This window comes from Amycolatopsis sp. NPDC043889 (assembly GCF_056435645.1).
In genome coordinates this window covers 545,088-567,170 of record NZ_JBWKEC010000001.1, presented here as the reverse complement: position 1 = coordinate 567,170, position 22,083 = coordinate 545,088, and the positions used below count along the sequence as shown (strand labels likewise).

Sequence of the window (22,083 nt, the reverse complement as noted above, 5' to 3'; positions counted from 1 at the left end):
GACCGGTCAGCGCGCCCGCTCGGCCAGCCGGGCCGCCAGCGCGCCGACCAGGTCGCGGAGTTCGGCCGGCCGCTCGATGACGAACGGCCGGTCGAGCGCGGCGAGCCGCGAGGGGATCCAGTCGAGCCGTTGGGCCCGGATCCGGGCGCGGACCCGGTCGCCGTCCGTTTCGAGGGTCGCCACGGACGGCGGGAAGACGGCGCGGATCTCCTCGGGCGGCGCCTGGATCCGCACGGAGACGTCGTGCCGGTACGGCGTCTCGGCCAACGCCGTCAGTACCCGCTCGGCCGGGTCGAAGTCGTCGGGGGCCTCGAAGGTTCCCGGCCGCGGCTCCGCCGACTTGATCCGGTCGACACGGAAGGTCCGCACCTCGCCGCCTGCCGAGTCGAACCCGGTCAGGTACCAGCGTCCGGAATGCGCCACGACGCCGTACGGATGGACGACGCGTTCGCTGGCACCGCCGTGCCCGGCGACATACGCGAGCCCGACCGGATGCCGGTCCCGGACCGCCTCCGCGACGGTGAGCAGGACCTCGGCCTCGGCCGACAAGGCTTTCCTTGCCGGTGCGGTGAAGTCGGCGGTCTCCAGCAGCGCGTCCAGCCGTCGGCCCAGTGGTTCGGGAAGGACCCGGCGGACTTTCGCGACCGCGCTCTCGACGGCCGCGACCGACGTGGTGATCAGCCCGGCACGCCGCCCCGCGACCAGGCCGAGCAGGACGGCCAGCGCCTCTTCGTCGGTGAGCATCAGCGGCGGCATGCGGTAGCCGGGGGCCAGCCGGTAGCCGCCGTACCGGCCGCGCACCGAGCGGACCGGGATGTCCAGGTCGACGAGGTGTTCGGCATAGCGGCGGACGGTGCGTTCGTCCACGTCGAGCCGTCCCGCGAGCTCGGCGACGGTGCGCGTCCCGCCGCCCTGGAGGATCTCCAGCAACGCGAGCACGCGGGCGATGGGCCTGGTCACAGCCGGGAGAATACCGGGCGGCTCCTGCCCGGTATCGCTTCTAACGTGGCCGGTGTCCCGCTTTCCGGCCCCGAAAGGATCCACCGTGCAGTTCGTTTCCGTCCGTGTGATCACCCAGGACGTCGCCCGTCTCGCCGGGTTCTACGAGAAGGCGACCGGACTCGCCGCGCGATGGCGTTCCGAGCAGTTCGCCGAACTCGTCGGGCCGTCGTGCACCTTGGCGATCGGCAGCGCCGAGACCATGACGCTGTTCGGCGCGGGCGCCGCGGTGCCCGAGTCGAACCGCACCGCGATCCTCGAGTTCCGCGTCGAGGACGTCGACCGGGAATACGAGCGGCTGGCAGGCCTGGCCGAAATCGTGCAGGAGCCGACCACGATGCCGTGGGGGAACCGGTCGCTGCTGTTCCGCGACCCCGACGGCAACCTGGTCAACTACTTCACGCCGAGTGCCCCGTAGTTCCGGACGAACGCGGTCAGCAGCCGCGCGAACTCGCGGCGGTCGTCGTCCGTCCAGTCCGCCATCGCCTCGGCGAACACCGAGCGGCGGAATTCGTGCATGCGCGTCACTTCGGCGCGGCCGGTCTCGGTGAGCACGAGGACGGCGCGGCGGCCGTCGCGCTGATCGGCTTCGCGGCGGAGAAAACCGTCCTCGACCGCGCGGGCGACGAGACGGCTCGCTCGCGGCTGGTCGATGGTCAGCGCCGCCGCGAGACTGGTGACGGTTCCCGGCTCGCCGCTCTCCTCGGCCGCCTCGACGGCGTCGAGAAGTCCCTGAATCGCCTGGTCCGGCATCGTTTCTGCGCGGTCGCGAGCGAGTTTCGACAGCGATCGCCTCGCCTGGCTCCGCCGGATGGCGATCATCGCGCGTTCCACGTCGGCCACGGCGTCCGTCATTGCTCAACCTCACCAAGTGCATGTACTTTTGCATATAGTTGCCGCCTGCATGAAGGAGTATCCATGAAACCCATCGGCTTCTGGTTCGCCCACCTTCACCAGGCGCTCGAATCCTCCCTGGAGCGGCTCCTCGACAGTGAAGGACTGACCCGTCGCCACTGGCAGGTCCTGAATACCGTCGGCAGCGAAGCACTGCAGCCGTTTGGAGACCTCCAGAAAACCATCTCCGACCTGCGCGTTCGCGGCTGGATCGACGAGGGCGGCCCGACCGAAGCCGGCCGGGCGGCACATCTCCGGCTGAAAGCCAAGGTCGGCGCGTTCCGTTCGCGCGTAACCGAAGGCATCAGCAATGACGACTACCGGACGACGGTCGCCGTCCTGGAACGGATGGCGGCCAACCTCGCGCGGGAATAAGGCGGAGCCGGACGACGTCGTCTATCCTGGTAGTTGAAAGTTCAAACACCTGGAGCTGACATGACGCCGGTGCTCTATCTCAGCCACGGCGCGCCGCCGCTCGCCGACGACGCCACCTGGACCCGCCAGCTCGCCGACTGGTCGGCGGACCTCGAGAAACCGAAGGCGATCCTCGTCGTCTCGGCGCACTGGGAAGAGGCACCGCTGACCCTCGGCGCCACCACCACGGTGCCGCTGGTCTACGACTTCTGGGGCTTCCCGGATCGCTACTACCAGGTGAAATACGCCGCGCCCGGCGCTCCCGAGCTGGCGGACAAGGTGCGTAAACTCCTGCGCTCGTCCCAGACGCCGATCCACGACGCGCCCGACCGCGGCCTCGATCACGGCGCGTACGTCCCGCTCGTGGAGATGTACCCCGACGCCGACATCCCGGTGCTGCAGGTGTCGATGCCGTCGCTGGACCCGCAGGGGCTGTTCGACCTCGGCCGGAAGCTCGCGCCGCTGCGCGACGAAGGCGTGCTGCTCATCGGCAGCGGCTTCTTCACCCACAACCTGAGCGCGATGAGCCAGACCGACGGCACCGACGGGACGCCGCCGGCGTGGTCGAGCGAATTCGACCACTGGGGTGCGGAAACTCTGCGCGAGGGCGACCTCGACGCGCTGCTGGACTTCCAGCGCAAGGCGCCCGCCGTGGCCATCGCGCACCCCAGGATCGAACACTTCGCACCGCTGTTCGTCTCGCTCGGCGCGAGTTCTTCGGAAGGAAAAGGCGAGACCGTCATTGACGGCTACTGGCACGGCCTCGCCAAGCGTTCCCTCCAGTTCGGCTAGCGGGATCGAAGGACGCCGGCGCCCGCCACCAGGCCGAGCGCCAGCAGCGTGACCACCGCGAACGACACCGTCAGCGACGTCAGGTCGGCGATCCCGCCGATCAGCGACGGCGCCACGAGACCCGACGAATAGGTGATGGTCGCGACGCCCGCGATCGACTGGCTCGGCGTCGGCCCGCTGCGTCCGGCCGCCGCGAAGGCGAGCGGCACGACGACGGAGACGCCGAGCCCGATCAGCGCGAAACCGGCCATCGCCATCACCGGATGCGCGGCGAAGACGACCAGCAACCCGCCCGCGGTCGCGAAGGCGCCACCCGCGCGGACGGTGTTGACAGAGCCGAAACGCCGCACCAGCGCGTCGCCCGAGAGGCGGGCGACCGCCATCGTGCAGGTGAACGCGGTGGTCGACGCCGCCGCGATCCCCGGCGAGGTGCCGAGGACGTCGCGCAGGTAGACGGCGGACCAGTCGAGGCTCGCCCCTTCGGCGAAGACGGCGCAGAACGCGACAGCGCCGATGATCACGGCCGACTTCGGCGGGAGCGCGAACCTCGGGGGCGGATTCTCGTCCGGCGCGCTGCGGACGTCGAAGACGCCCTGGCAGATGAGCGCGCCGGCGACGGTGAGCACGGCCGACGCGATCGCGAAGTGGATCCGGGCGTCCAGCCCGGCATGCGCGGCGAGCGTGCCCGCGGCGGAGCCGACGAGCGCCCCCGTGGTCCACATGCCGTGCAGTCCCGACATGACCGACTTGCCCATCCTCTCCTCGACGTCGACGCCGAGGGCGTTCATCAGCACGTCGGAGGTACCCGCCGCGGTGCCCATGACGAACAACGCGAGGCACAGGGTGAAGAGGTTCCCCGCGAGGGAGGGGAGGATCAGCGCCAGCGTCCAGTACGCGAGCAGCAGGCGGAGCCCGAGCCTGCTGCCGAGCCGGTGCCCGATCCGCGCGGCGAGCGGCATGGTGAGCGAAGCCCCGATGGCGGGGAAGGCGAGCGCGAGGCCGAGCTGGCCCGCGCTGATCCCCGCGTGCTCCTGGATCCACGGGATCCGGGTGGCGAAACTGCCGGTCACCGCGCCGTGCACGGCGAAGACGGCGGCGGTGGCGATCCGCGCCTGCCGCACCCGCCGCGTCGGCCCGCCGACGGTTTCCACTGTGTTGGTCACTGGGCCCCCAAGGTCCATGAGACGACTCGACGGGCGTCAGCGTAAACTATCAGGAAGGGAACCTGATAATTAATTCTGGGAGGATCTGCCGGTGAGTGTCATCCGGATGCCGTCCGCCTCCCCGAGCACGGCACGTGCCATCAACGACCGCCTCGCCCTCGACCTCCTCCACCGCGAAGGCTCACTGACGGCCGCCCAGCTCAAGACGTTGACCGGGCTTTCCCGGCCGACGGTCGCGGACCTCGTCGAACGCCTCCAGGACGCCGGGCTGATCGAGATCGTCGGCGAGGCGGGCGCGGAACGCCGCGGCCCGAACGCGAAGCTGTACGGCATCGTCGCCGAACGCGCGTACCTCGCCGGCCTCGACGTCCGCACCCACGGCGTGGCCGTTTCGGTCGCGGACCTGCTGGGCCGGACCCGAGCGGAGTCCTCGCTGCCGTTCGACCTGGACGTCGACACCGACGTAGCCGTCGAGCGGGCGATCGCCCTGCTGGAGGCCACCACCGCCGAGGCGGGCGCGGCCGAGCTGCACACGATCGCCGTCGGCGCTCCCGGTCTCGTCGACCCGGCGACCGGCGGCCTGCGGCACGCCGGCGGATTGCCCGCGTGGCACGGGAAACTCGTCGACGAGCTCCGGCGTCGGCTCGGTGTCCCGGTGCTGCTGGAGAACGAGGTCAACCTCGCGGCCGCCGCCGAACAGCGGCTCGGCGCCGCCCGCGACCGGGACACGTTCGTCCTGCTGTGGCTGGGTTTCGGCGTCGGCGCGGCGGTCGTCCTCGACGGTTCGCTGCGGCGGGGCGCGTCGGGCGGCGCGGGGGAGATCGGGTTCCTGCCGATGCTGGGCCCCGGACGGCTGCCGACGGCGACCGACTGCGACGGCGGCTTCCACACCCTCGCGGGCAGCGCCGCGATCTGCGAACTCGCCCGCGCGCACGGCATCCCGGCTTCGTCGGCCGACAACGCCGAAGCGGCCGAGGCGGCCGTCGGATACGCGATCGACTCGAACGCCGACGAATTCCTGAAGATCGTCGCGGAGCGGATCGCGATCGGTGCCGCCGCGGTCACCGCGGTCCTGGACCCGGGCTGTCTCGTGCTGGGCGGGGAGATCGGGCGCGCCGGCGGCGACGCGCTGGCGGCCAGGGTGAGCCGTCGGCTCTCGGAGATCTCACCGCTGCGGACCGAGGTGCGGGCGGGCACCGTCGGCGGGAGCGCGGTACTGGAGGGTGCGGTGCTGACCGCGGTGGGCGCCGCCCAGGACGTGCTCTTCACCCCGGGCGGCTGAAGCGAACACAAAGCGGGCCCGGGAGTGTCTCCCGGGCCCGCTTCGGTTCATTCAGTGGCGCTAGCCGACTGGCAGGTTCACATGGTGTGGAACTTCTTGCCGGTCAGGGTGCCGAGGAAACGCTGGAACATGCTCAGCGGCGACGAGTCGACGCCCGCCAGAGCCGGGACCTGCGCGGTCGGCATCGCCGGGGTGTTGTTCACGACCGGCAGGGTGCCCGTCGTGGGCAGCTGCACCGGCAGGGCGCCCGCGGTCGGCAGCGCACCCGCGGTGGGCAGGTTGCCGGCGGTGGGCAGGTTGCCCGCGGTGGGCAGCCCGTTCAGCGCCGGGAGGGCCGGCAGCTGGGCGAGCTTGGGGGCGTCCGCACGAGCGGCGTCACCGGGCAGACCCGGGGTCTTCGGCAGGGCCGGGACACCGGGCAGGGCCGGGGTGCCGGGCAGCTCGGGCAGGTCCGACTTCGGCAGCTGCGTCGGGATGGCTCCCAGCTGCTTCAGCGCGGTCAGTCCGGCCACCTGCACCGGGAGGGTCGCCACCTGGGGACCGTCGGCACGGGCGCCACCGATCGCCGGGGTGGTCGGCAGAGCGCCGGCACCGTTCATCGACGGCAGGGCCGGAGCACCGAAGGGCAGCGCGGGCAGCGCGTCGATCGGCATCTCCGAACCGACCGAGTCGGTGAAGGCGCGGGAGAACTCCTCACCGTTGATCTCGGTGAAGTCCTCCGAGTTCTCGTCCGCGATCGCGAGGACCGGGATCTCGAACTCGTTCAGCGGCACCACGAAGACGAGCGGGTGGTGGAAGTTGAAGCCCGAGAGGGCCTCTCCGCTGCCGTCGGTGATGCTGTCGCCACCGGCCTGGCCGGTGATCATGCTGGTCGCCTCGGTCTCGGACACGCCGCCGACCGCCGCGATGGCGTTGCCGAACACCTCGGGGTCGGCCGCGGCCGGGATGTCGAGGATGTTGCCCGAGAGCGATCCGTCGAGACCCGAGGTCTCCACGTCCCCACCCGAGATGGCGTCGACGGTGTTGGCGCCCTCGGCGTCGGCCAGCCCGGCGACCGCGACCGCGTCGTGGGTGACCGGCACGATCGGCAGCGCCTGCGCGCCGATGATGTTGCCCGAAACCGCGCCCTCGTCACCGGTGGTGGTGGCGTCGCCGCCCGCCTCCGAAAGGACGTCGCTGACACTCTCGCCCTCGGCGATGCCCGCGCCGGCGATGCCGTGCCCGGTCACCGGGACCGCGCCACCGATCGGCGTCTGGACGATGTTGCCGGCCAGGGCGCCTTCTTCACCGTTGGCGGTGGCGTCGCCGCCCGCGCTCGAGTCGGTGAGGTTCGTGCCCTTGCCCGAGGCGATCCCGCCGAGCACCGCGGCGAAGTTGTGCGCCTGGACCGGCAGGGAGACCGGGCCGTAGACCAGGTTGCCCGAGCCCGCGCCACCGTCACCGGTCGCGTGGACGTCGCCACCCGCGTTGGAGGTGGTGTCGCCGTCGGCGCCACCGTGGCCCTGGCCGATGAACGCGCCACCGATCCCGAACGCCTGCACCGGCAGCGAAACCGGCACGGTGCCCAGGTTGGAGCTGAGGAAGCCGTTGTCGTCGGCGGTGTTCCCGCCGCCGCCGCCGGAGACGACCTTGGTCTCCTCGGCCGAAGCGGTGCTCTGACCGATGAACGAGCCACCGACGCCGAAGACCTCGGCCGGAACCGCGGCCGGGACCTGGACGATGTTGCCCGAGCCGGACGAGTCGTTGCCCGTGGTGCCGTCGTACGCACCCGCGGTCACGGTCTTCGTCTCGGACGCGTCGGCGGTCGCCTGTCCGATGTGCGAGCCGGCGACGCCGAACACCTCGGGGGCCAGCGCGGCCTGGGTGTTGACGACGTTGCCCGCCAGGGTGGAGTTGTCACCCGTGGTGTGGGTGCCGTTCCCGGCGTTCGCGTCGACGGTGTTCTCGCACGAGGCGACGTTGGCGCTGCCGATGTAGGTGCCCGCGATGCAGGTCACCTCGACGGGAGCGGCCACGGCCGGGTCGACGATGTTGCCGCCACCGGCGGAGCCTTCGCCCTCGCTGCTGATGAACCCACCGGCGTCGACGGTGCTGGACTGGCTGGTCCCGCCTTCCGTGCCGGTGTTCGCGAGGCCGATCCAGCTGGCGGCCACGCCGCCGACGTTCGCGACGTCCGCGGTCTGCGGCACGATCGCGTTACCCGCGACGGCCGAGTCCTCGCCGGAGGTCTGCACGTAGCTGGGGACGTTGCTCCAGCCCGGGGTGGTGTCACCGGCGGTGGCGTCCGCGGAGGAGCTGCTGTTGGAGTTCGCGAGCGAACCCCACGCGGCGGCCGCGTTGTCGTTGAACTTCACCGGGAGGGCGATCGGCACCGCGCCGACGTTGCCGCCGAGGGCGGAGTCGTCACCGTCGGTCTCGATCCAGCCGCCGGAGGTGGCCTCGGTCTCGGCCTCGTAGCCGGAGCTGTTGGCGTTGCCGATGATCCAGGAGGCGGCGTTGCCGGTGACCTGGACCGGGGTGGCGAACTGGCCGGCCACCACGTTGCCGGACAGGGCGGAGCCCTCGCCGTCGGTGGTGATGTTGCCGGTCTCGGTGGTGCTCTGGCTGGCGGAACCGCCGACCACGCGGCCGGTGCCGCCGGCGAGCCCGCCGCCGTTGCCGGCGATCTGCACGGGCAGCGCCCAGTCGAGGGACACGACGTTCCCGGCGAGGCTGGAGTCCGCACCGGTGGTCTCGACGTCCTGGTTGTGCGACCAGGTCTGGTCGTGGGTGCCACCCTCGACCTCGGCGTCGCCGATCACGCCGATGGCGTTGTCGACGATCTGGATCGGGACGACGACGTCACCGACGACCTTGTTGCCCTTGAGGATGTCGTCCGTGGTGGTGAACCCACCACCGGTCAGCCCACCGCTGACCTGACGGGCCGAGTCCTTGGCGGCCAGCGGAGCGGGAACGGCGTTCTTGCCGGAAAGGCTCGGGAGCCCTCCGCCGATGCCGTCGGTGCTGCCGCCGGGCGACGAAGCCGAGTCCAGCGCGTCCGAGACGGGCTTGGTGACGGCCTTGGTGCTGATCTCGCCCTTGTAACCGGGGAGGTCGGCCTGGCCGAGGGGCGTGCCAACGGCGTTGTTGTCGATCTCGACCGGAACGGTGACGTTCGCGTCGAGCGGGGAGGCCGGGGTGTCGGGGTTGACGTGTTCGTCAGCCGAGGCGATGCCGGTGCCCAGCATCAACAACCCACCCGTGACCAACGCGGTCTGGAGTCCGCGCTTTGCCCAGGATTGCATGGGGTTTTTCTCCTTCATTTCGGGTTCCCTTTCGGGTTCAGGGGGTGCCGTTCGAAAGGCACCAGAGGGGGGTGGAGCGATTGCGGGCGCGACAAAGCGCACCGCCGTTTCGCGGGGATCAGGAGCGGACGCGAAGCCATGCCCGGAATCGGGAGGCGTGAGGCGCGTCGGCTACCCCGCGGAGGGAGGTGTTCAGTCGGGAGTGACGCCGGGCTGCGAGCCCGGGGTGAGCGGCATGTACCGCGTGCCTGCCAGCGCGTAGCCGGTCAGGGAACGCTCGACGGCGGCGGCGACCCAGGCGGGAACGCCGTGGGTCAGGCCGTCGAGGTGACCACCGGGGGCGGAGCCGCCGGGGACAGTCGGGAAGGAAGGCGCGGCGGGAAGCGGCGCCGGGGTGATCGGACGCGGGAAGTCACCGCGGTGACCGTCACGTGCCGGGGCGTCCTCGACCTGATCGAACGCGCCGTGCTGCTGCACGAGGGCCGGCATCGGGAGGACGGTTTCGAGGGAAGCGGGGAACTGGGTCGTCGCCAGCTGCGCGAAGTCGGTGACCTGCGCACCGGCGCCGATGGTGTCCAACGGGGACTCGGGGTTCACCGGGGTTCCGCCGACCGGGAGCTCCGGGACGAGGTCGCCGTGTCCGTTCGGGTCGAGGAGGTCCCAGACCCCGCGGCCGAAGTCGGGCGACGGGGTGAACGTCTCGTCCAGCACCTGGCGGGTGTCCTGGGGCTCGCGCACGATGTGCTCGACCGCGCCGAGGGTCCGCTTGACCGGGGTGATCACCGAGTTGTCCGCGAAGTCGGTGACCGCGTCGCTGACGCGCGTCGAGACCTCGTGCCGGTCGGCGCGGATGTCGCCGCAGTGGTGCTTCGCGGAAGCGGACTCGTTCTCGGCGGGCATCGACCACGTGGTGGCGTCCTGCTGGCTGTCGCCGCACATCGCACCGGCGACGTCACCCGCGAACTTCGACGCGCCTTGGGAAACGTCGGTCAAACCCGCCGCGGTGGCGTCGGTGACCGGGGTGACGCTGGTTTCGGGAGTGGAGACCACCGGGGTGATGTCCGCGGAAGCGGAAGAGCCCGAAACGACCCACGCGACGGCGGAACCGGCGACGGCGCCGCCGAGCACGAACAGCGCACGCGAAGCGAGACGGCCGAAGCGCGCCGCGCCCCGCCCCTCGTTCTTCGCCGCGTTCGTCACTCGGTCTCCTGTCACGTCGGTATGCCGTTCGTGGTTGCGGGACCGAGGTAAGCAAAGTGCGGAAGGCCCGCGCGACTTTGAACCACCTTGATGGCACGATCGTGTGAAGAACACACGGTGTAGCCCAAAATCACGATGTGTGATCACGGCTGGCGGAGCGCGGTTACTCCAGAGTTGATCCGCAGGTGGTGTGTCAAGCGTCGCATCGGGCGAATTCGCCCCGTGCGCGTCGCCCGGAATGGTCGGGAAACGTCGCCTCGGACCGATACGGTGAGCGCGTGAGCGAGCCCCAGCGCAAACAGCCGGAATTCGACCCGGCGAACCCGTTCCTCTCCGAGTCGACCGAAGACGTCACCAACCTGGTGCCCCGCGGCCTGCGGATCGGTGCGGCGTTGTCGTGGCGTTTCATCGTGGTGATCGCCGCGCTCTACGTCATCGTGTTCCTCATCGGCTATCTGTCGGTGGTCGTGATCCCGTTGTCGATCGCGCTGCTGCTCGCGGCGCTGCTCGCGCCGGCGGTCTCCAAGCTGACGATGTTGAGATTCCCTCGCGGGCTCGCGGCCGGGATAGTGCTGATCGCCGGGCTCGCGGTCCTCGGCGGGCTGCTGACGTTCGTCGTCGCGCAGTTCTCCTCCGGCCTGCCCGAACTGCAGAAGCAGCTGACGGAAAGCCTCAACCAGATCAAGGTCTGGCTCATCGACGGGCCGCTGCACCTGCGCCAGGAGCAGATCCAGGAGTTCATCAACCAGGCGATCAGCTTCCTGCAGAACAACCAGGCGTCGATCACCACGACCGCGCTCACCACCGCGGGCACGGTCGGCGAGATCGTCACCGGCTTCATCCTGACGCTGTTCATCCTCATCTTCTTCCTCTCCGGCGGCGACCAGATCTGGAAGTTCCTGGTCCGCGGTGTGCCGGGCCGCGTGCGGAACCGGGTCGACGTCGCCGGGCGGCGCGGCTTCGCGTCGCTGGTCAGCTACGTGCGCGCGACGGCGGCGGTGGCCGTGGTCGACGCGGTCGGCATCGGCATCGGGCTGGCGATCGTCGGCGTGCCGCTGGTGATCCCGCTGGCGACGCTGGTGTTCCTCGGCGCCTTCATCCCGATCATCGGCGCCGTGATCGCGGGCGCGGTCGCGGTGCTGATCGCGCTGGTGACGAAGGGCATCGTCGGCGCGCTGGTCGTGCTGGCCATCGTCATCGGCGTCATGCAGCTGGAAAGCCACGTGCTGCAGCCGATCCTGCTCGGCCGCGCGGTGAAGCTGCACCCGCTCGCCGTGGTGCTCGCGATCACCGCCGGTCTCGTCGCCGCCGGGATCGCCGGCGCGCTGCTCTCGGTGCCGCTGCTCGCGGTGCTCAACGCGGGGATCCGGTCGCTGCTGCATGAACACGATCCCGATCCGGCCGAGATCGACGTCCTGCGGGATCAGGCGGCGCAACCGAATGATCCCGGGGAAGAGTCCGAAGCCAAGTCATGACCGAGACCCCGCTCTGGCGCGCCGTCTCGGCGCTCGGCACGCGGGACCCGGCCACTCCGCTGTGGCGCGGGGTGATCGTGCTTCGCGTGACGACGCTGCTCTTCGCGCTCGGCTCGTTCGTCGTCCATTACGACGGCTACGCGAACAAGTGGCTGGCGTGGACGTCGTTCGGCTTGATGACGGTGTGGACGATCGTCAGCAGCGTGTTCTACGCGCGGCCGTCGAGCCGCTGGCCGTGGCTGGTCGGCGTCGATCTCGCGCTCACCGTCGCCCTCATGTTCACGTCGGCGTGGATCCTGACCACCGCGCAGTTCGACGCCAACATCCCGCTCATCACGACGGTGTGGGCGGCGGTCCCGCCCGCGGTCGCCGGCACGCGGTTCGGCGCGGTCGGCGGGGTGCTCGCCGGGCTGGTGGTCTCGGTGGTCACCGGGCTGGTGCGCTGGCGGTTCGACGTCGACGTCGCCAGGGACGGCTTCCTGCTGACCGCGAGCGGGTTCGTGATCGGGCTGGCCGCCACGATGGCTCGCCGGTCGGCGGACGCGCTGACCAGGGCGTTGCGGATGGAAGCCGCGACGGCCGAACGCGAGCGGCTCGCCCGCTCGATCCACGACAGCGTCCTCCAGGTCCTCGCCAGGGTGCGCAAACGCGGCGCCGAATTCGGCGGGGAGGCCGCCGAGCTGGCGAAACTGGCCGGTGAGCAGGAGATCGCACTGCGCGCGCTGGTCACCACCGAGCCGACGCATCCGAGCGAGAACGGGACCACCGACCTCCGTGCCGCGCTGCAGCTGCTCGCGACGCCGTCGGTGCAGGTCTCGACGCCCGCGGGCGAGGTCCAGCTGCCCGAGCACGTGACCTCGGAGCTGGTGGCCGTGGCGCGCGAGGCGCTGTCGAACGTCGAGAAACACGCGGGGGAAGACGCGCACGCCTGGGTGCTGCTGGAGGACCTCGGCACCGAGGTCGTCGTCAGCGTTCGCGACGACGGGCCGGGAATCGCGCCCGGCGTTTTGGAACGCGCGGCGGCCGAGGGACATCTAGGTATCGCGGAGTCCATCAAGGGGCGCGTGCGGGATCTGGGCGGAAGTGTCGCCCTGGACACCGCGCCCGGCCAGGGCACGGAATGGGAAGTCAAGGTTCCAGTCGCGGCGAGGGGAAAGCGATGACCGGTGAGGCTCAGGTCTCGGTGATGGTGGTCGACGATCATCCGATGTGGCGGGACGGGGTCGCGCGCGACCTGGCCGAACACGGTTTCGACGTGCGGGCCACCGCGCCGGACGCGCCCGCCGCGGTGCGGATCGCGCGCACGGTCCAGCCCGACGTCGTCCTGATGGACCTCAATCTCGGCGAGACTTCGGGGGTCGACGCCACCCGCGAGATCACCTCGGAACTGCCGTCGACCAAGGTCCTGGTGCTCTCCGCGAGCGGCGAGCACAGCGACGTCCTCGAGGCGGTCAAGGCCGGGGCGTCCGGCTACCTGGTGAAATCGGCTTCGGCGAGCGAGCTCGTGGACGCGGTCAAGCGGACCGCCGCGGGCGACCCGGTGTTCACCGCCGGACTCGCCGGGCTCGTCCTCGGCGAGTACCGCCGCATGGCCGACGCGCCGGACGACGGGCCCGCGCCGCCGCGGCTGACCGAACGCGAGACCGACGTCCTGCGCCTGGTCGCGAAGGGGATGACGGCGCGGCAGATCGCCGAGAAGCTCGTGCTGTCGCATCGGACGGTGGAGAACCATGTCCAGTCGACGCTGCGGAAACTCCAGCTGCACAACCGTGTCGAACTGGCCCGGTACGCCATCGAGCACGGGCTGGACGCTGAATAGTCACCCCTGGCCGATCGTCACCACCGACCGGTTCCGCTCGGCGGGCAACGCGGTCTTGACGACCGTCCACTGTGGCCGGTCGAGCCGCCAGCTCGCGACGACGTCCGTGGCGAGCACCAGGCTGTCGTCTTCGGTCCATTCGACCGCGACCCGCTTGAGCTCGGTGGCGATCGGTGTCGAGGGCGCGTGTGTCCAGGTCAGCGTGTCGAGGGCGAGCACCCAGACGTCGGCGGTCTGCGTGGCCGTCCCGGCCCAGGCCGGGTCGCCGAACAGCACGGCGACCTTGTAGCCGTCGCGGCTCGGCACCGCTGGGCCCGGTTTGCCGTTGGCCACCGGCCGCTTGACCGGCGTGCGCTGGTTGTTCCGCAGGTCGAGCACGGAGAACTCGGTCAGCTCGGCCAGCAGCATCCGATCCTTGGTGATCGCCAGTACCCGGGGGAACTGGTGCACGGCGCGGCCGGTGGCGGGGTCGATCAGCACGTCCTCGGCGGTGGCCGTCCCGGTGTTCACCGTGATCAGCAGGCCCTGCGGCACCTCCTGGCGCACCGCCATCGTGCAGCTCGCCGGACGGCCGCGCCCGCGCTCGACGCCGAGCAAGGAGACGTATTGGAGGCGGCACAGGTCATTGCCGTCGTCGCGGATCAGCCAGACACCGCTCTCGTCGGCGGCCGGGGCGACACTGCGGGCCTTGCCGAGTTTCCACGGCTGGTTCTTGGGATCGCCGTAGACGAGCACCTCGGACGGCTCCAGGCACGACGGCCCGCAGCGGCCGGCCGACAGCACGACCGGGAACTTGCCGACCCGGACGACGTCGTTGACCCGGTCACCGGCCGGGGCGCCGGGCAGCGGGGTGGTGACGCCGGTGGCGGGATCGAGCATCGACGGCGGCGAGGTCGCCATGACGAGCCGGAAACCGCTGTAGTCCACCGGGATGCCTTCGAGCTTCGACGGTGGCGGCGATGTCGGCCCGGGAGCCGGCGCCGGCTGCGAGGTGACGTCGGTGCATCCGGCCAGCAGCAGGACAGCTGCCAGCAGGGCGGCACAGGGGAGAAATACGGGTCTGTTCAGGGTATTTCCCCGATCTCGCGCGTGAGAATCGGTTCTACCATTCCTGGCATGGGCGAGGAAGAGCAGCCGGCGACCGAAACCAAGCCGTTGACCGGACGGGACATCCGGGTCTCCGACGCGGAACGGGAACACGTCGTCGAGGTCCTGCAGAAGGCGATCGGCCTCGGGATGCTGAACCTCGACGAGTTCACCGAACGGACCGACCGCGCCCTCGCCTCGAAGACCCGCGGTGAGCTGAACGCGGTGCTCACGGATCTGCCCGGCCTGGTGCACCCCGAGGCGGGAATGGTGCCGCGGCAGCAGCAGAACCCGTGGGCACCGCCGAGGCAGCATGCCTACGCGCAGCCGTCCGGGCAGGTCATGGAGCTCAACGGCAAGTACTCGGCGTTGCAGCGCAACGGGAACTGGCTGGTCCCCGAGTCGATGGTGATCCGGAACAAGTACGGCGCCACGAAGCTGGACTTCTCCCAGGCCGAGATCCGGCATCCGGTGGTGCATATCGAACTGCAGGCCAAATGGGGTCCGGTGGAGATCACCATCCCGGAGAACGGCGCCGTCGACACCAACTCGATCACCGACATCAAGTTCGGCAACCTCGACGACCGGACGCGGTCGAACGGCCGCCCCGGCACGCCCCGGTTCGTCATCACCGGGCGCGTGCACGGGGGGTCGCTGATCATCAAGTACCCGCGGCGGGGCTTCTTCGGTTAGAGCCTGTTGGCGAAGCTGCGACGTGTCTCGCGAAAGGGACATAACGCGTGAACCCGCCCCGGCCGAAGGCCCCGCTATCGCGGTGGCAGGGCGCCTCTGTCGCGAACGTGAGAGGTAAGACCAGGTCGCGCCCTGCCGACGCGATCGCGGACGCGGGTTCACCAACAGACACTCAGGCGCCGACCGGACGCACGTGGCGGAGGTGCCGGAGTACGAAGTACGCGACCGCGGCCAGCACCAGCGCGGCCAGTCCGGACACCGCGTGCATCCCGCTGGCGAACGCGTCGTGCGCGGGGACGGCGTCGGCGAGCCGGGACCGGGTGACCGCGTTGCCCAGGGTCCCGACGGTCGCGATGCCCAGCGCGTAGCCGAATTCGTTGCCGGTCTGCGAAAGCGAGGCCGCCGAACCGGCCTTCTCCGGCGGCACGGAGCCGACGACCAGATCCGTGCCCAAGGTGACCAGCGGACCACCGCACAGGCAGGTGATGGCGAAGGCGATCGACGGCACCACCGGACCGGCGCCCGCCTCGACCTGCGTCAGCAGCAGGAATCCGGCGATCGCGCCCGCCAGGCCGGCGGCGATCAGCGTCGCTGGGCGAACACGGCGGGCGAGGACCGGCGCGGCCAGGAAGCTGACGGTCGACGCGAGCATGCCCGGCAGCAACGCCAGCGCGGCGCCGACCGGCGAAAGCTGCAGCACGATCTGGAAGAACTGCGCGACGAAGAGCATGGTCGTACCGCCCAGCATGGTGAACGCGCACATCCCGCCGATCGCCGTGGTGAACGCGCGGGCGCGGAACAGCGTCAGGTCGATCAGCGGGTCCTGGAGGATTCGCTGGCGCCGCACGAACACCACACCGAAGGCCAGGCCGATCAGCAGCGAGGCCACCGGGACCACGTGCACACCCTCGCGGGCGAGTTCCTTGATGCCGTAGACCGCGGGCAGGATCGTGACCAGCGAAAGCGCGACGCTCGCCAGATCGAGGCGGCCGGCGTTCTCGTTGCGGTACTCGGGCAGGAGCTTTGGGCCGACGACGAGCAGCAGGACCATCGCGGGCACGCCGAGCAGGAACACCGACCCCCACCAGAAGTGCTCCAGCAGCACGCCGCCGACCATCGGCCCGACGATCGCGCCGACGGTGAAGCAGCCCGCCCAGATGCCGATCGCGAGCGAACGCTGGCGGCTGTCGGAGAACAGGTTGCTGATCAGGGCGAGCGTCGACGGCGCCAGCGTCGCGCCGGCGATCCCGAGGAGCGCGCGGGCGGCGATGAGCATCAGCGCGGAGGTCGAGAACGCGGCCAGCACGGAGGCGAGCCCGAACGCCGTGGCGCCGATGAGCAGCAGTTTCCGGCGTCCGATGCGGTCGCCGAGGGTGCCCATGGTGACCATGAAGCCGGCGATCATGAAGCCGTAGACGTCCATGATCCACAGCTGCTGGACGCTGTCGGCGCCGAGGCTCTGGCTGAGCTTCGGCAGCGCGAGGATCAGCACGAAGACGTCGAGGGAGACCAGGAAGGTGGGGAGGGCCAATACGGCCAGCCCGACCCACTCCCGGCGTCCCGCCCGCGTCGAGGTCATGGTGGTCGTCATGGTCCGGTCCTTTCGTCGCTTCGGTGTCTTTCACCTAGGCGTCGAAGTGGTGGACCTGATTTCGACATGCCCCCGATCCTTTTTGGGAGCGGGGGACCTTTGCTACCGCTTCGCGGCGGCCTGCCTCGCGGCGACCGGGTCCGACGTGGCCAAAACGGCCTCGGCCAGCGACTCGCATTCGGCCAGCGTCGTGGCCGCCAGGCTCGCGCCGACCGCGCGCACGGCGGGCGCGTTCATCGAAAGGCTGGTGAGGCCGAGCCCGGCCAGCACCAGCGCGAGCCTCGGGTCGGCGGCGGCTTCACCGCAGACACCGGCGGGCTTGCCGGTGTCCTTCGCGGCCTGCCCGATGACCTTCAGCAGGCGCAGCAGCCCTGGCTGCCACGGGTCGTTGAGCTTGGCGACCGCGCCGAGCTGGCGATCCGCGGCGAAGGTGTACTGCGCGAGGTCGTTGGTGCCGACGGAGACGAAGTCGACCGCGTCGAGGATCTCGCGGGCGGTCAGCGCGGCGGCCGGGATCTCGATCATCACGCCCACGCGGGCGATTCCGGCGGCGCGGGCACGCTCGGCGAACCAGGCGGCCTCGGCGGCGGTGGCGACCATCGGGGCCATCACCGAAACCTCGGCTCCGGAGTCCTGCGCGGCACCCGCGATGGCCTCGAGCTGGCGGTCGAGGATCTCGGGCCGGTCGAAAGCGACGCGAAGGCCGCGTACGCCGAGCGCCGGGTTCGGCTCGGCCTCGGGCTCCAGGAACGCGAGAGGCTTGTCGGCGCCCGCGTCGAGCGTGCGGACGATGACCGGCTTGCCGCGGAACGGCGTGAGCACGGCGGTGTAGGCCTTGCGCTGCTCTTCGACGCTCGGCTCGGCGGACGCGTCGAGATAGCAGAACTCGGTCCGGAAGAGGCCGACGCCTTCCGCGCCCGCCTCGGCCGCGGCCTGGGCATCGGTAGCGGAACCGACGTTGCCGAGCACCTTCACCCGGTGGCCGTCGGAGGTCGCGCCGGTGCCGTCCCACTCGATCGCGCCGGTCTTGGCGGCCGTGACGACCTCGGCGGCCGGGTCCGCGACCTCGACGACCCCGGTGTCCCCGTCCACCGCAAGCGCTTGCGCGTCGAGCGCGAGGATGCCGCGGACCGCGACGACGGCGGGAATGCCGAGCGCGCGGGCGAGGATCGCGGTGTGACTGGTGGGGCCGCCCTCTTCGGTGACGAGCGCGAGCACCTTGTCCGGGTCGAGGCCCGCGGTGTCGGCGGGCGCGAGGTCGCGGGCGACGAGCACGCTCGGCGAGTCCAGGTCGGGAACGCCGGGAGGCGCGATGCCGAGCAGTTCGGCGATGAGCCGGTCGCGCACGTCGAGGACGTCGCGGGCACGCTCGGCCATGTAGCCGCCCGCGGCCGCGAGCGCGTCGGCGAACTTGCCCGCCGCCTGGTGCACCGCACGCGGCGCGGGCAGATTCTGATCCTTGACCAGCTGCTCCGCCGAGGAGACGAGCGCCGGGTCGGCCGCCATCGCCGCGGTGGTGACGAGGATCGTCGCGGCCTCACCCGTCGCCGTCTCGGCGAGCTTCTCGAGCCTGCCTGCCACGATCTGCGCGGCCGGGGCGATCCGGGCGGCCTCGGCGGCGGGATCGGCCGGTGCCGGCGTGCTCGCGGGTTCGCCGAGTGGCTCGGCGACCCGGACGACAGGACCGCTCGCGCGGCCGGGACTGACGGCGACCCCGGACAGTGACTCAGACGGCATGGTCTAGACCATATCTCATAGGCGGCGTGACCTGGCTCATAGCCACCAGCAGAACACAGACGAAGGCATCATTCCAGTTCGGACGCCGTCGGATACGAAGGCTGCGCCCCCTGGCGGGTCACGGTGATCGCCGCCACCTTCACCGCCTTGCGCGCCGCCTCGGCCAGCTCGTCACCCTTCGCGAGCGAGGTGGCGAGCGCCCCGGCGAAAGCGTCACCGGCGCCCGTCGTGTCGACGGCCTCCACCTTCGGCGACGGCACCTCCGTTACCCCGTCCGCGGTCACCACCGCCGCCCCCTTCGCGCCGAGCGTCACGACAGCGGCCTTCGGACCGAGGTCGAGCAGCTTGGGGAAGTCGGCCTCGCCACCAAGGAGGAAGGCCGCCTCGTGCTCGTTGACCAACAGCACGTCGAGCCCCTGAAGCGTCTTCGCGGAAAGCTCGGCCGCCGGCGACAGGTTCAGCAGGGTTTTCGCGCCGCTCTCGACGGCCTTCGCGACGGCGTGCTCGACGGTTTCGAGCGGGATCTCCAGCGACAACACCACGACCTCGGCGCCGTCGAGGTCGACATCCTCGGGCCGCAGGGCCGAATTGGCGCCAGGCGAAACGAGAATCGAGTTCTCACCGTCGGGCGTGACCGTGATGTACGCGATCCCCGTCGGACGCTCGCTCGTGCGCAGGGAGCCAGTGTTCACCCCGGACTCGGCCAGCGACCGCTTGAGCAGCTCGCCGTACGGGTCGTCGCCGACCGCCCCGAGCAACGCGACGTCGGCGCCGAGCCTGGCCGCGGCGACCGCGGTGTTGGCGCCTTTGCCACCCGGCGACAAGACCGTGTCGCCGCCCAGTACGGTTTCGCCACCACCCGGCCGCCGGTCGACCGGGACGACGAGATCGGCATTGGCGGACCCGATGACCAGCACCTGAGAAGTCATGGAGGAAACGATGCCATGACCAGCAGTTGTCCGGTCATGGCCCTTCTCCGGGCGAAGATGTGAAGAACTTTGTAACTTTCTCGGCGCGTAGTGCGACAATCAGGCGAGCAGCGGAACGCCGTCACTCTTTCGGGGGATAACCTTCCCCCGGGCGTCACTTCGGCGATCACGCCCGCTCTTGAGATGCGTTGCCGCTTCCAAGCGGTGACGTTGCCCCGATCCCGGCCGGTGCCGGGAAGAGGGCATCGGGTCGCCGGCGTCGATCACGTAGCCCCCCGAGTGATCGGCGCCGGCGGCGCCCCGGCTTCGGCCTCCTGGTCAGCCCGGCGCCGCCGTCTCCCGGAACTCCACGCGGTCGGACTTCCGCATGCTGCTCTCGAACTCGCGTCGCGCGTTCACGCTGAACGGCCGTCCCAACCGATACCAACCACCGGCGAGACTGTCGGACTCGGCGTTGTACGGGTCGCTTCTGGTCAATTCGGCCAACTTCGGATGGCGGATCGCGAACATGTCCGACCCAGGCAGGAAGTCCAAGTAGGTGGAGCCGTGGTCGACTCCCCACCGCACTGCGTCGATCTCGTGCCACCACACTCCGACGAAGGTGCCGTATGTCCGGAAGTAGAAGCCGCGAGGTCCGAGTTCCAGCACGACTTTCCTCTTCTTCTCGTGCGTCGCTCCTTCGAAGCCTTCGACCACCATCGTCACTGCGAAAAGCGCAAAGAGCACCACAAGCGCGCAGACGCGCACTGAGCCTTCAGTGGCGGCAGCGACCACCAAGGCCGTGACCTCGATCATCAGGGCCGCGAACCGGAAGGCTCCCAACTTGCGCTTGTCCCAGCCGTTCACATGGATCTTCACCGCGTCGTCCACGACGTCAAGATCTTCCTCGCGGGCCGTGGCCACCACCGGTTCGTCGGGCACGGTCCGCACGACGGTGTTGTCGTCCTCGATCGCGACATCGACATGCTTCACAAGAAAGGGCAACAGCAGCTTCATCTCACGAGGTCTGAGGTCGATATCGGCCACTTGGAGGTCGCCGTCGGGTTCACGGGCCAATCCCGCGGACAGTGCGTCGAAACCCGATACCGGGCGAATGACCAGATTGAAGTCGTCAGCTCCGGAACGGTGCGGGGAGTACTCGCGAAAGTCGAGGCTCAAGATGATCTTCGCGATGTCTTCCCACTGAGCACTCCAGGCCACCACGCCACCCTTGATACGCCTGATTCCCGCACGATCGAAAATCAGTTCGTCAGCGGGAGGCGGCGTCCGGTAGTTACGGAACTCGATGGTTCCGCAGTAGATGAACACGGCGCAGAGGACCCCGGCCACGATGCGCACTGCCAACTGGTAGTCGCTGACCACGGCGATCGCCATGACCACGGTCAAGGTGCCGAACAGGATGACCAGCACCAGATGACCGAAGACCCCTGGCGTCCTTGAGATCACCAACCGCTCATCGGCCACTTGGCGTTCCTTCCACGTCGTTGGGGTCCTATAGAGAACCTGAGATCCGCTGCCCACCCTGTTGGTCGAAGATCGGCGGCTCGACTGCTTGGTTTTCTGAATCAGAGGGCTTCTGCGGTGCGCCTGCCGCGCTGTACGGACCCATGACCCCAGCTGGAGGCGGCGCCTTTTTGCTAGGCGGCTCCTCCTCCTCGCCGAAAACGTCGCCTGCCGTCTCGTCGATCTTTTTCCCGATAGCTTTGCGTTTCTCCTTGGTGAGGTTCGACTGGAAGTCTTCGCCGTAGTTTTCCTTGAGGCGACCAGTCACATTTTCCTTCACCTGCGCCAGGTTCTCAGTGAGACTCTTGTCCTTGGCTGTACCTTCCAAGCCAAAGATGTGCTTGCGAGACTCCGGCAGATCTTTTCTCGCCTCGGTGACCTTCGACGCGAAGGTCGTGTCACCTGCACCGTCGATCGCTTTCTTCCCGCTGCCCATGAACTTCTTCAGCGCCTTTGGAGTCAAGGCGTCCTTGATCTTGTCGAAGCCGTCGGTGAGACGTTTGAAGAGGCCCTTCGCCTTGCCGAAGGCCTTGGTCAACTTCTTGATCCAGCCGAGGCACCTCTGTGCGTAGCTGATGGCCTTCGGGGTTCCCTCCGCGGCGATACCGGCAGGCATCGCCGGCCCCGGGTAGCGCATCGCGATACTCACGAGTTTCCCGAGACACTCCGAGATCAAGTCTCGAACGATGGTCCGTACGACCGCAAGGATCATTTTGCAGACGCTGACCAGCGTCCCGATGGAATTCGCGCCCGAGGCAATACCCGCGTACAGGTCGGCCCGATTCTTGGCGAAGGCCCGGTAGGCGTCCGCAGCATCACCGGTCCAATTCGCGCTTTCGCGCTCGACGGCCTTACCCAGGTCCTCGCTGACGGACTCGAGTTCTTTGCCGATGTTCTCCCAGGTCCCGATCATGTTGTCCAGGGCCACCTGGTCGCCCACGAGCCAATCGAGCGGCTCACGGAGGAACGGCACGTGCTCGATGATCCAACCGAACGCCGATGCCGCCAGAGTCCCGATCGGATCGGCGACGAGGTCGGCAAGACCGGTCACGCCGTTGGCGAAGTTCGCCAACCCTTCCGCCCAGTCTCCGCTCGCGATCTTGGCGCCGGTGTCCCAGAAGTCTTGGAGGATTCCCGCGCCTTCGAGCGAGCTTTCGTCCTGTGCGGCGTCTGTCTTGATCAGCGGATTGGCACCAGGGGCAGCGACGGGTGTTTCTGCCAT

19 protein-coding genes are annotated in these 22,083 nt (G+C 69.8%); 8 read left to right on the top strand and 11 right to left on the bottom strand.

Annotated features, from left to right (window positions below; genetic code table 11):
- Positions 1 to 6: 6 nt before the first annotated feature.
- The gene (locus AC0685_RS02855; protein ID WP_478223965.1) at positions 7 to 960 is read right to left on the bottom strand and encodes a helix-turn-helix transcriptional regulator; all 954 of its coding nucleotides are present in this window, start codon (positions 958 to 960) and stop codon (positions 7 to 9) included.
- An 85-nt stretch (positions 961 to 1,045) separates the two neighbouring features.
- Between AC0685_RS02855 and AC0685_RS02850 the strand changes: the two genes are divergently transcribed.
- The gene (locus AC0685_RS02850) at positions 1,046 to 1,417 is read left to right on the top strand and encodes a VOC family protein (RefSeq protein WP_478223964.1); all 372 of its coding nucleotides are present in this window, start codon (positions 1,046 to 1,048) and stop codon (positions 1,415 to 1,417) included.
- Here the strand turns inward: AC0685_RS02850 and AC0685_RS02845 are convergent.
- Positions 1,393 to 1,854 carry a MarR family winged helix-turn-helix transcriptional regulator gene (locus tag AC0685_RS02845; protein WP_378435263.1) on the bottom strand — a complete coding sequence of 154 codons (462 nt, stop codon included), beginning with the start codon at positions 1,852 to 1,854 and terminating at the stop codon, positions 1,393 to 1,395. The two genes, AC0685_RS02850 and AC0685_RS02845, sit on opposite strands and share 25 nt — an antisense overlap.
- 63 nt (positions 1,855 to 1,917) lie before the next feature.
- Between AC0685_RS02845 and AC0685_RS02840 the strand changes: the two genes are divergently transcribed.
- The gene (locus tag AC0685_RS02840) at positions 1,918 to 2,268 is read left to right on the top strand and encodes a MarR family transcriptional regulator (protein WP_478223963.1); all 351 of its coding nucleotides are present in this window, start codon (positions 1,918 to 1,920) and stop codon (positions 2,266 to 2,268) included.
- A gap of 60 nt (positions 2,269 to 2,328) precedes the next feature.
- Complete coding sequence (locus tag AC0685_RS02835) at positions 2,329 to 3,099, top strand: dioxygenase family protein (RefSeq protein ID WP_478223962.1); 771 nt, start codon at positions 2,329 to 2,331, stop codon at positions 3,097 to 3,099.
- Here AC0685_RS02835 and AC0685_RS02830 read toward each other — a convergent pair.
- On the bottom strand, positions 3,096 to 4,262 hold the full coding sequence (locus tag AC0685_RS02830) for an MFS transporter (RefSeq protein ID WP_478223961.1): 1,167 nt from the start codon (positions 4,260 to 4,262) through the stop codon (positions 3,096 to 3,098). The genes AC0685_RS02835 and AC0685_RS02830 overlap by 4 nt on opposite strands.
- Positions 4,263 to 4,353: 91 nt before the next feature.
- On the opposite strand from AC0685_RS02830, the gene AC0685_RS02825 reads away from it, so the two are divergent.
- Positions 4,354 to 5,544 (top strand): ROK family transcriptional regulator, encoded by a 1,191-nt coding sequence (locus AC0685_RS02825; RefSeq protein WP_478223960.1) that lies wholly within the window; start codon positions 4,354 to 4,356, stop codon positions 5,542 to 5,544.
- A 77-nt stretch (positions 5,545 to 5,621) separates the two neighbouring features.
- Here the strand turns inward: AC0685_RS02825 and AC0685_RS02820 are convergent, their stop codons facing one another.
- Both AC0685_RS02820 and AC0685_RS02815 read right to left on the bottom strand, forming a co-directional pair.
- Positions 5,622 to 8,828 (bottom strand): beta strand repeat-containing protein, encoded by a 3,207-nt coding sequence (locus AC0685_RS02820; RefSeq protein ID WP_478223959.1) that lies wholly within the window; start codon positions 8,826 to 8,828, stop codon positions 5,622 to 5,624.
- Positions 8,829 to 9,020: 192 nt separating this feature from the next.
- Positions 9,021 to 10,028, bottom strand: coding sequence for a hypothetical protein (locus AC0685_RS02815; protein WP_478223958.1), 1,008 nt, complete (start codon positions 10,026 to 10,028; stop codon positions 9,021 to 9,023).
- 278 nt (positions 10,029 to 10,306) lie between these two features.
- On the opposite strand from AC0685_RS02815, the gene AC0685_RS02810 reads away from it, so the two are divergent.
- From AC0685_RS02810 to AC0685_RS02800, 3 genes are read left to right on the top strand one after another with little or no spacing between them, the layout of a single operon-like run.
- A complete protein-coding gene (locus AC0685_RS02810) occupies positions 10,307 to 11,503 on the top strand; it encodes an AI-2E family transporter (protein WP_478223957.1) in 1,197 nt (398 codons plus the stop codon).
- Positions 11,500 to 12,666: a MacS family sensor histidine kinase gene (macS, locus tag AC0685_RS02805; protein WP_478223956.1), complete on the top strand. Its 1,167-nt coding sequence runs from the start codon at positions 11,500 to 11,502 to the stop codon at positions 12,664 to 12,666. Before AC0685_RS02810 ends, macS begins: the two co-directional genes overlap by 4 nt.
- A complete protein-coding gene (locus AC0685_RS02800; RefSeq protein ID WP_478223955.1) occupies positions 12,663 to 13,322 on the top strand; it encodes a response regulator in 660 nt (219 codons plus the stop codon). Before macS ends, AC0685_RS02800 begins: the two co-directional genes overlap by 4 nt.
- Here the strand turns inward: AC0685_RS02800 and AC0685_RS02795 are convergent, their stop codons facing one another.
- Positions 13,323 to 14,249 (bottom strand): hypothetical protein, encoded by a 927-nt coding sequence (locus tag AC0685_RS02795; RefSeq protein ID WP_478223954.1) that lies wholly within the window; start codon positions 14,247 to 14,249, stop codon positions 13,323 to 13,325. It lies immediately after the preceding gene.
- A gap of 189 nt (positions 14,250 to 14,438) precedes the next feature.
- On the opposite strand from AC0685_RS02795, the gene AC0685_RS02790 reads away from it, so the two are divergent.
- On the top strand, positions 14,439 to 15,101 hold the full coding sequence (locus AC0685_RS02790; RefSeq protein WP_340685765.1) for a DUF1707 SHOCT-like domain-containing protein: 663 nt from the start codon (positions 14,439 to 14,441) through the stop codon (positions 15,099 to 15,101).
- A 172-nt stretch (positions 15,102 to 15,273) separates the two neighbouring features.
- Here AC0685_RS02790 and AC0685_RS02785 read toward each other — a convergent pair whose 3' ends face one another.
- The 5 genes from AC0685_RS02785 to AC0685_RS02765 all read right to left on the bottom strand — a co-directional run bounded on the left by AC0685_RS02785 (position 15,274) and on the right by AC0685_RS02765 (position 22,083).
- The gene (locus tag AC0685_RS02785) at positions 15,274 to 16,692 is read right to left on the bottom strand and encodes an MFS transporter (RefSeq protein ID WP_478223953.1); all 1,419 of its coding nucleotides are present in this window, start codon (positions 16,690 to 16,692) and stop codon (positions 15,274 to 15,276) included.
- Positions 16,693 to 16,794: 102 nt separating this feature from the next.
- Entirely contained in the window at positions 16,795 to 18,429 is a 1,635-nt protein-coding gene (ptsP, locus tag AC0685_RS02780) for a phosphoenolpyruvate--protein phosphotransferase (RefSeq protein WP_478223952.1), read from the bottom strand.
- Positions 18,430 to 18,497: 68 nt separating this feature from the next.
- Entirely contained in the window at positions 18,498 to 19,358 is an 861-nt protein-coding gene (locus tag AC0685_RS02775) for a ribokinase (protein ID WP_478223951.1), read from the bottom strand.
- A gap of 318 nt (positions 19,359 to 19,676) precedes the next feature.
- Positions 19,677 to 20,822: a hypothetical protein gene (locus AC0685_RS02770; RefSeq protein WP_478223950.1), complete on the bottom strand. Its 1,146-nt coding sequence runs from the start codon at positions 20,820 to 20,822 to the stop codon at positions 19,677 to 19,679.
- Positions 20,823 to 20,850: 28 nt separating this feature from the next.
- Positions 20,851 to 22,083 carry a WXG100 family type VII secretion target gene (locus tag AC0685_RS02765; RefSeq protein WP_478223949.1) on the bottom strand — a complete coding sequence of 411 codons (1,233 nt, stop codon included), beginning with the start codon at positions 22,081 to 22,083 and terminating at the stop codon, positions 20,851 to 20,853.

Bases quoted from the DNA above. Each gene is read 5' to 3' on its own strand.
- AC0685_RS02840 (WP_478223963.1), top strand. From the start codon at position 1,918: ATGAAACCCATCGGCTTCTGGTTCGCCCACCTTCACCAGGCGCTCGAA.
- AC0685_RS02820 (WP_478223959.1), bottom strand. From the start codon at position 8,828: ATGCAATCCTGGGCAAAGCGCGGACTCCAGACCGCGTTGGTCACGGGT.
- macS (WP_478223956.1), top strand. From the start codon at position 11,500: ATGACCGAGACCCCGCTCTGGCGCGCCGTCTCGGCGCTCGGCACGCGG.
- AC0685_RS02800 (WP_478223955.1), top strand. From the start codon at position 12,663: ATGACCGGTGAGGCTCAGGTCTCGGTGATGGTGGTCGACGATCATCCG.
- AC0685_RS02765 (WP_478223949.1), bottom strand. From the start codon at position 22,083: ATGGCAGAAACACCCGTCGCTGCCCCTGGTGCCAATCCGCTGATCAAG.
- AC0685_RS02790 (WP_340685765.1), top strand. From the start codon at position 14,439: ATGGGCGAGGAAGAGCAGCCGGCGACCGAAACCAAGCCGTTGACCGGA.
- AC0685_RS02785 (WP_478223953.1), bottom strand. From the start codon at position 16,692: ATGACGACCACCATGACCTCGACGCGGGCGGGACGCCGGGAGTGGGTC.
- AC0685_RS02845 (WP_378435263.1), bottom strand. From the start codon at position 1,854: ATGACGGACGCCGTGGCCGACGTGGAACGCGCGATGATCGCCATCCGG.
- AC0685_RS02835 (WP_478223962.1), top strand. From the start codon at position 2,329: ATGACGCCGGTGCTCTATCTCAGCCACGGCGCGCCGCCGCTCGCCGAC.
- ptsP (WP_478223952.1), bottom strand. From the start codon at position 18,429: ATGCCGTCTGAGTCACTGTCCGGGGTCGCCGTCAGTCCCGGCCGCGCG.
- AC0685_RS02775 (WP_478223951.1), bottom strand. From the start codon at position 19,358: ATGACTTCTCAGGTGCTGGTCATCGGGTCCGCCAATGCCGATCTCGTC.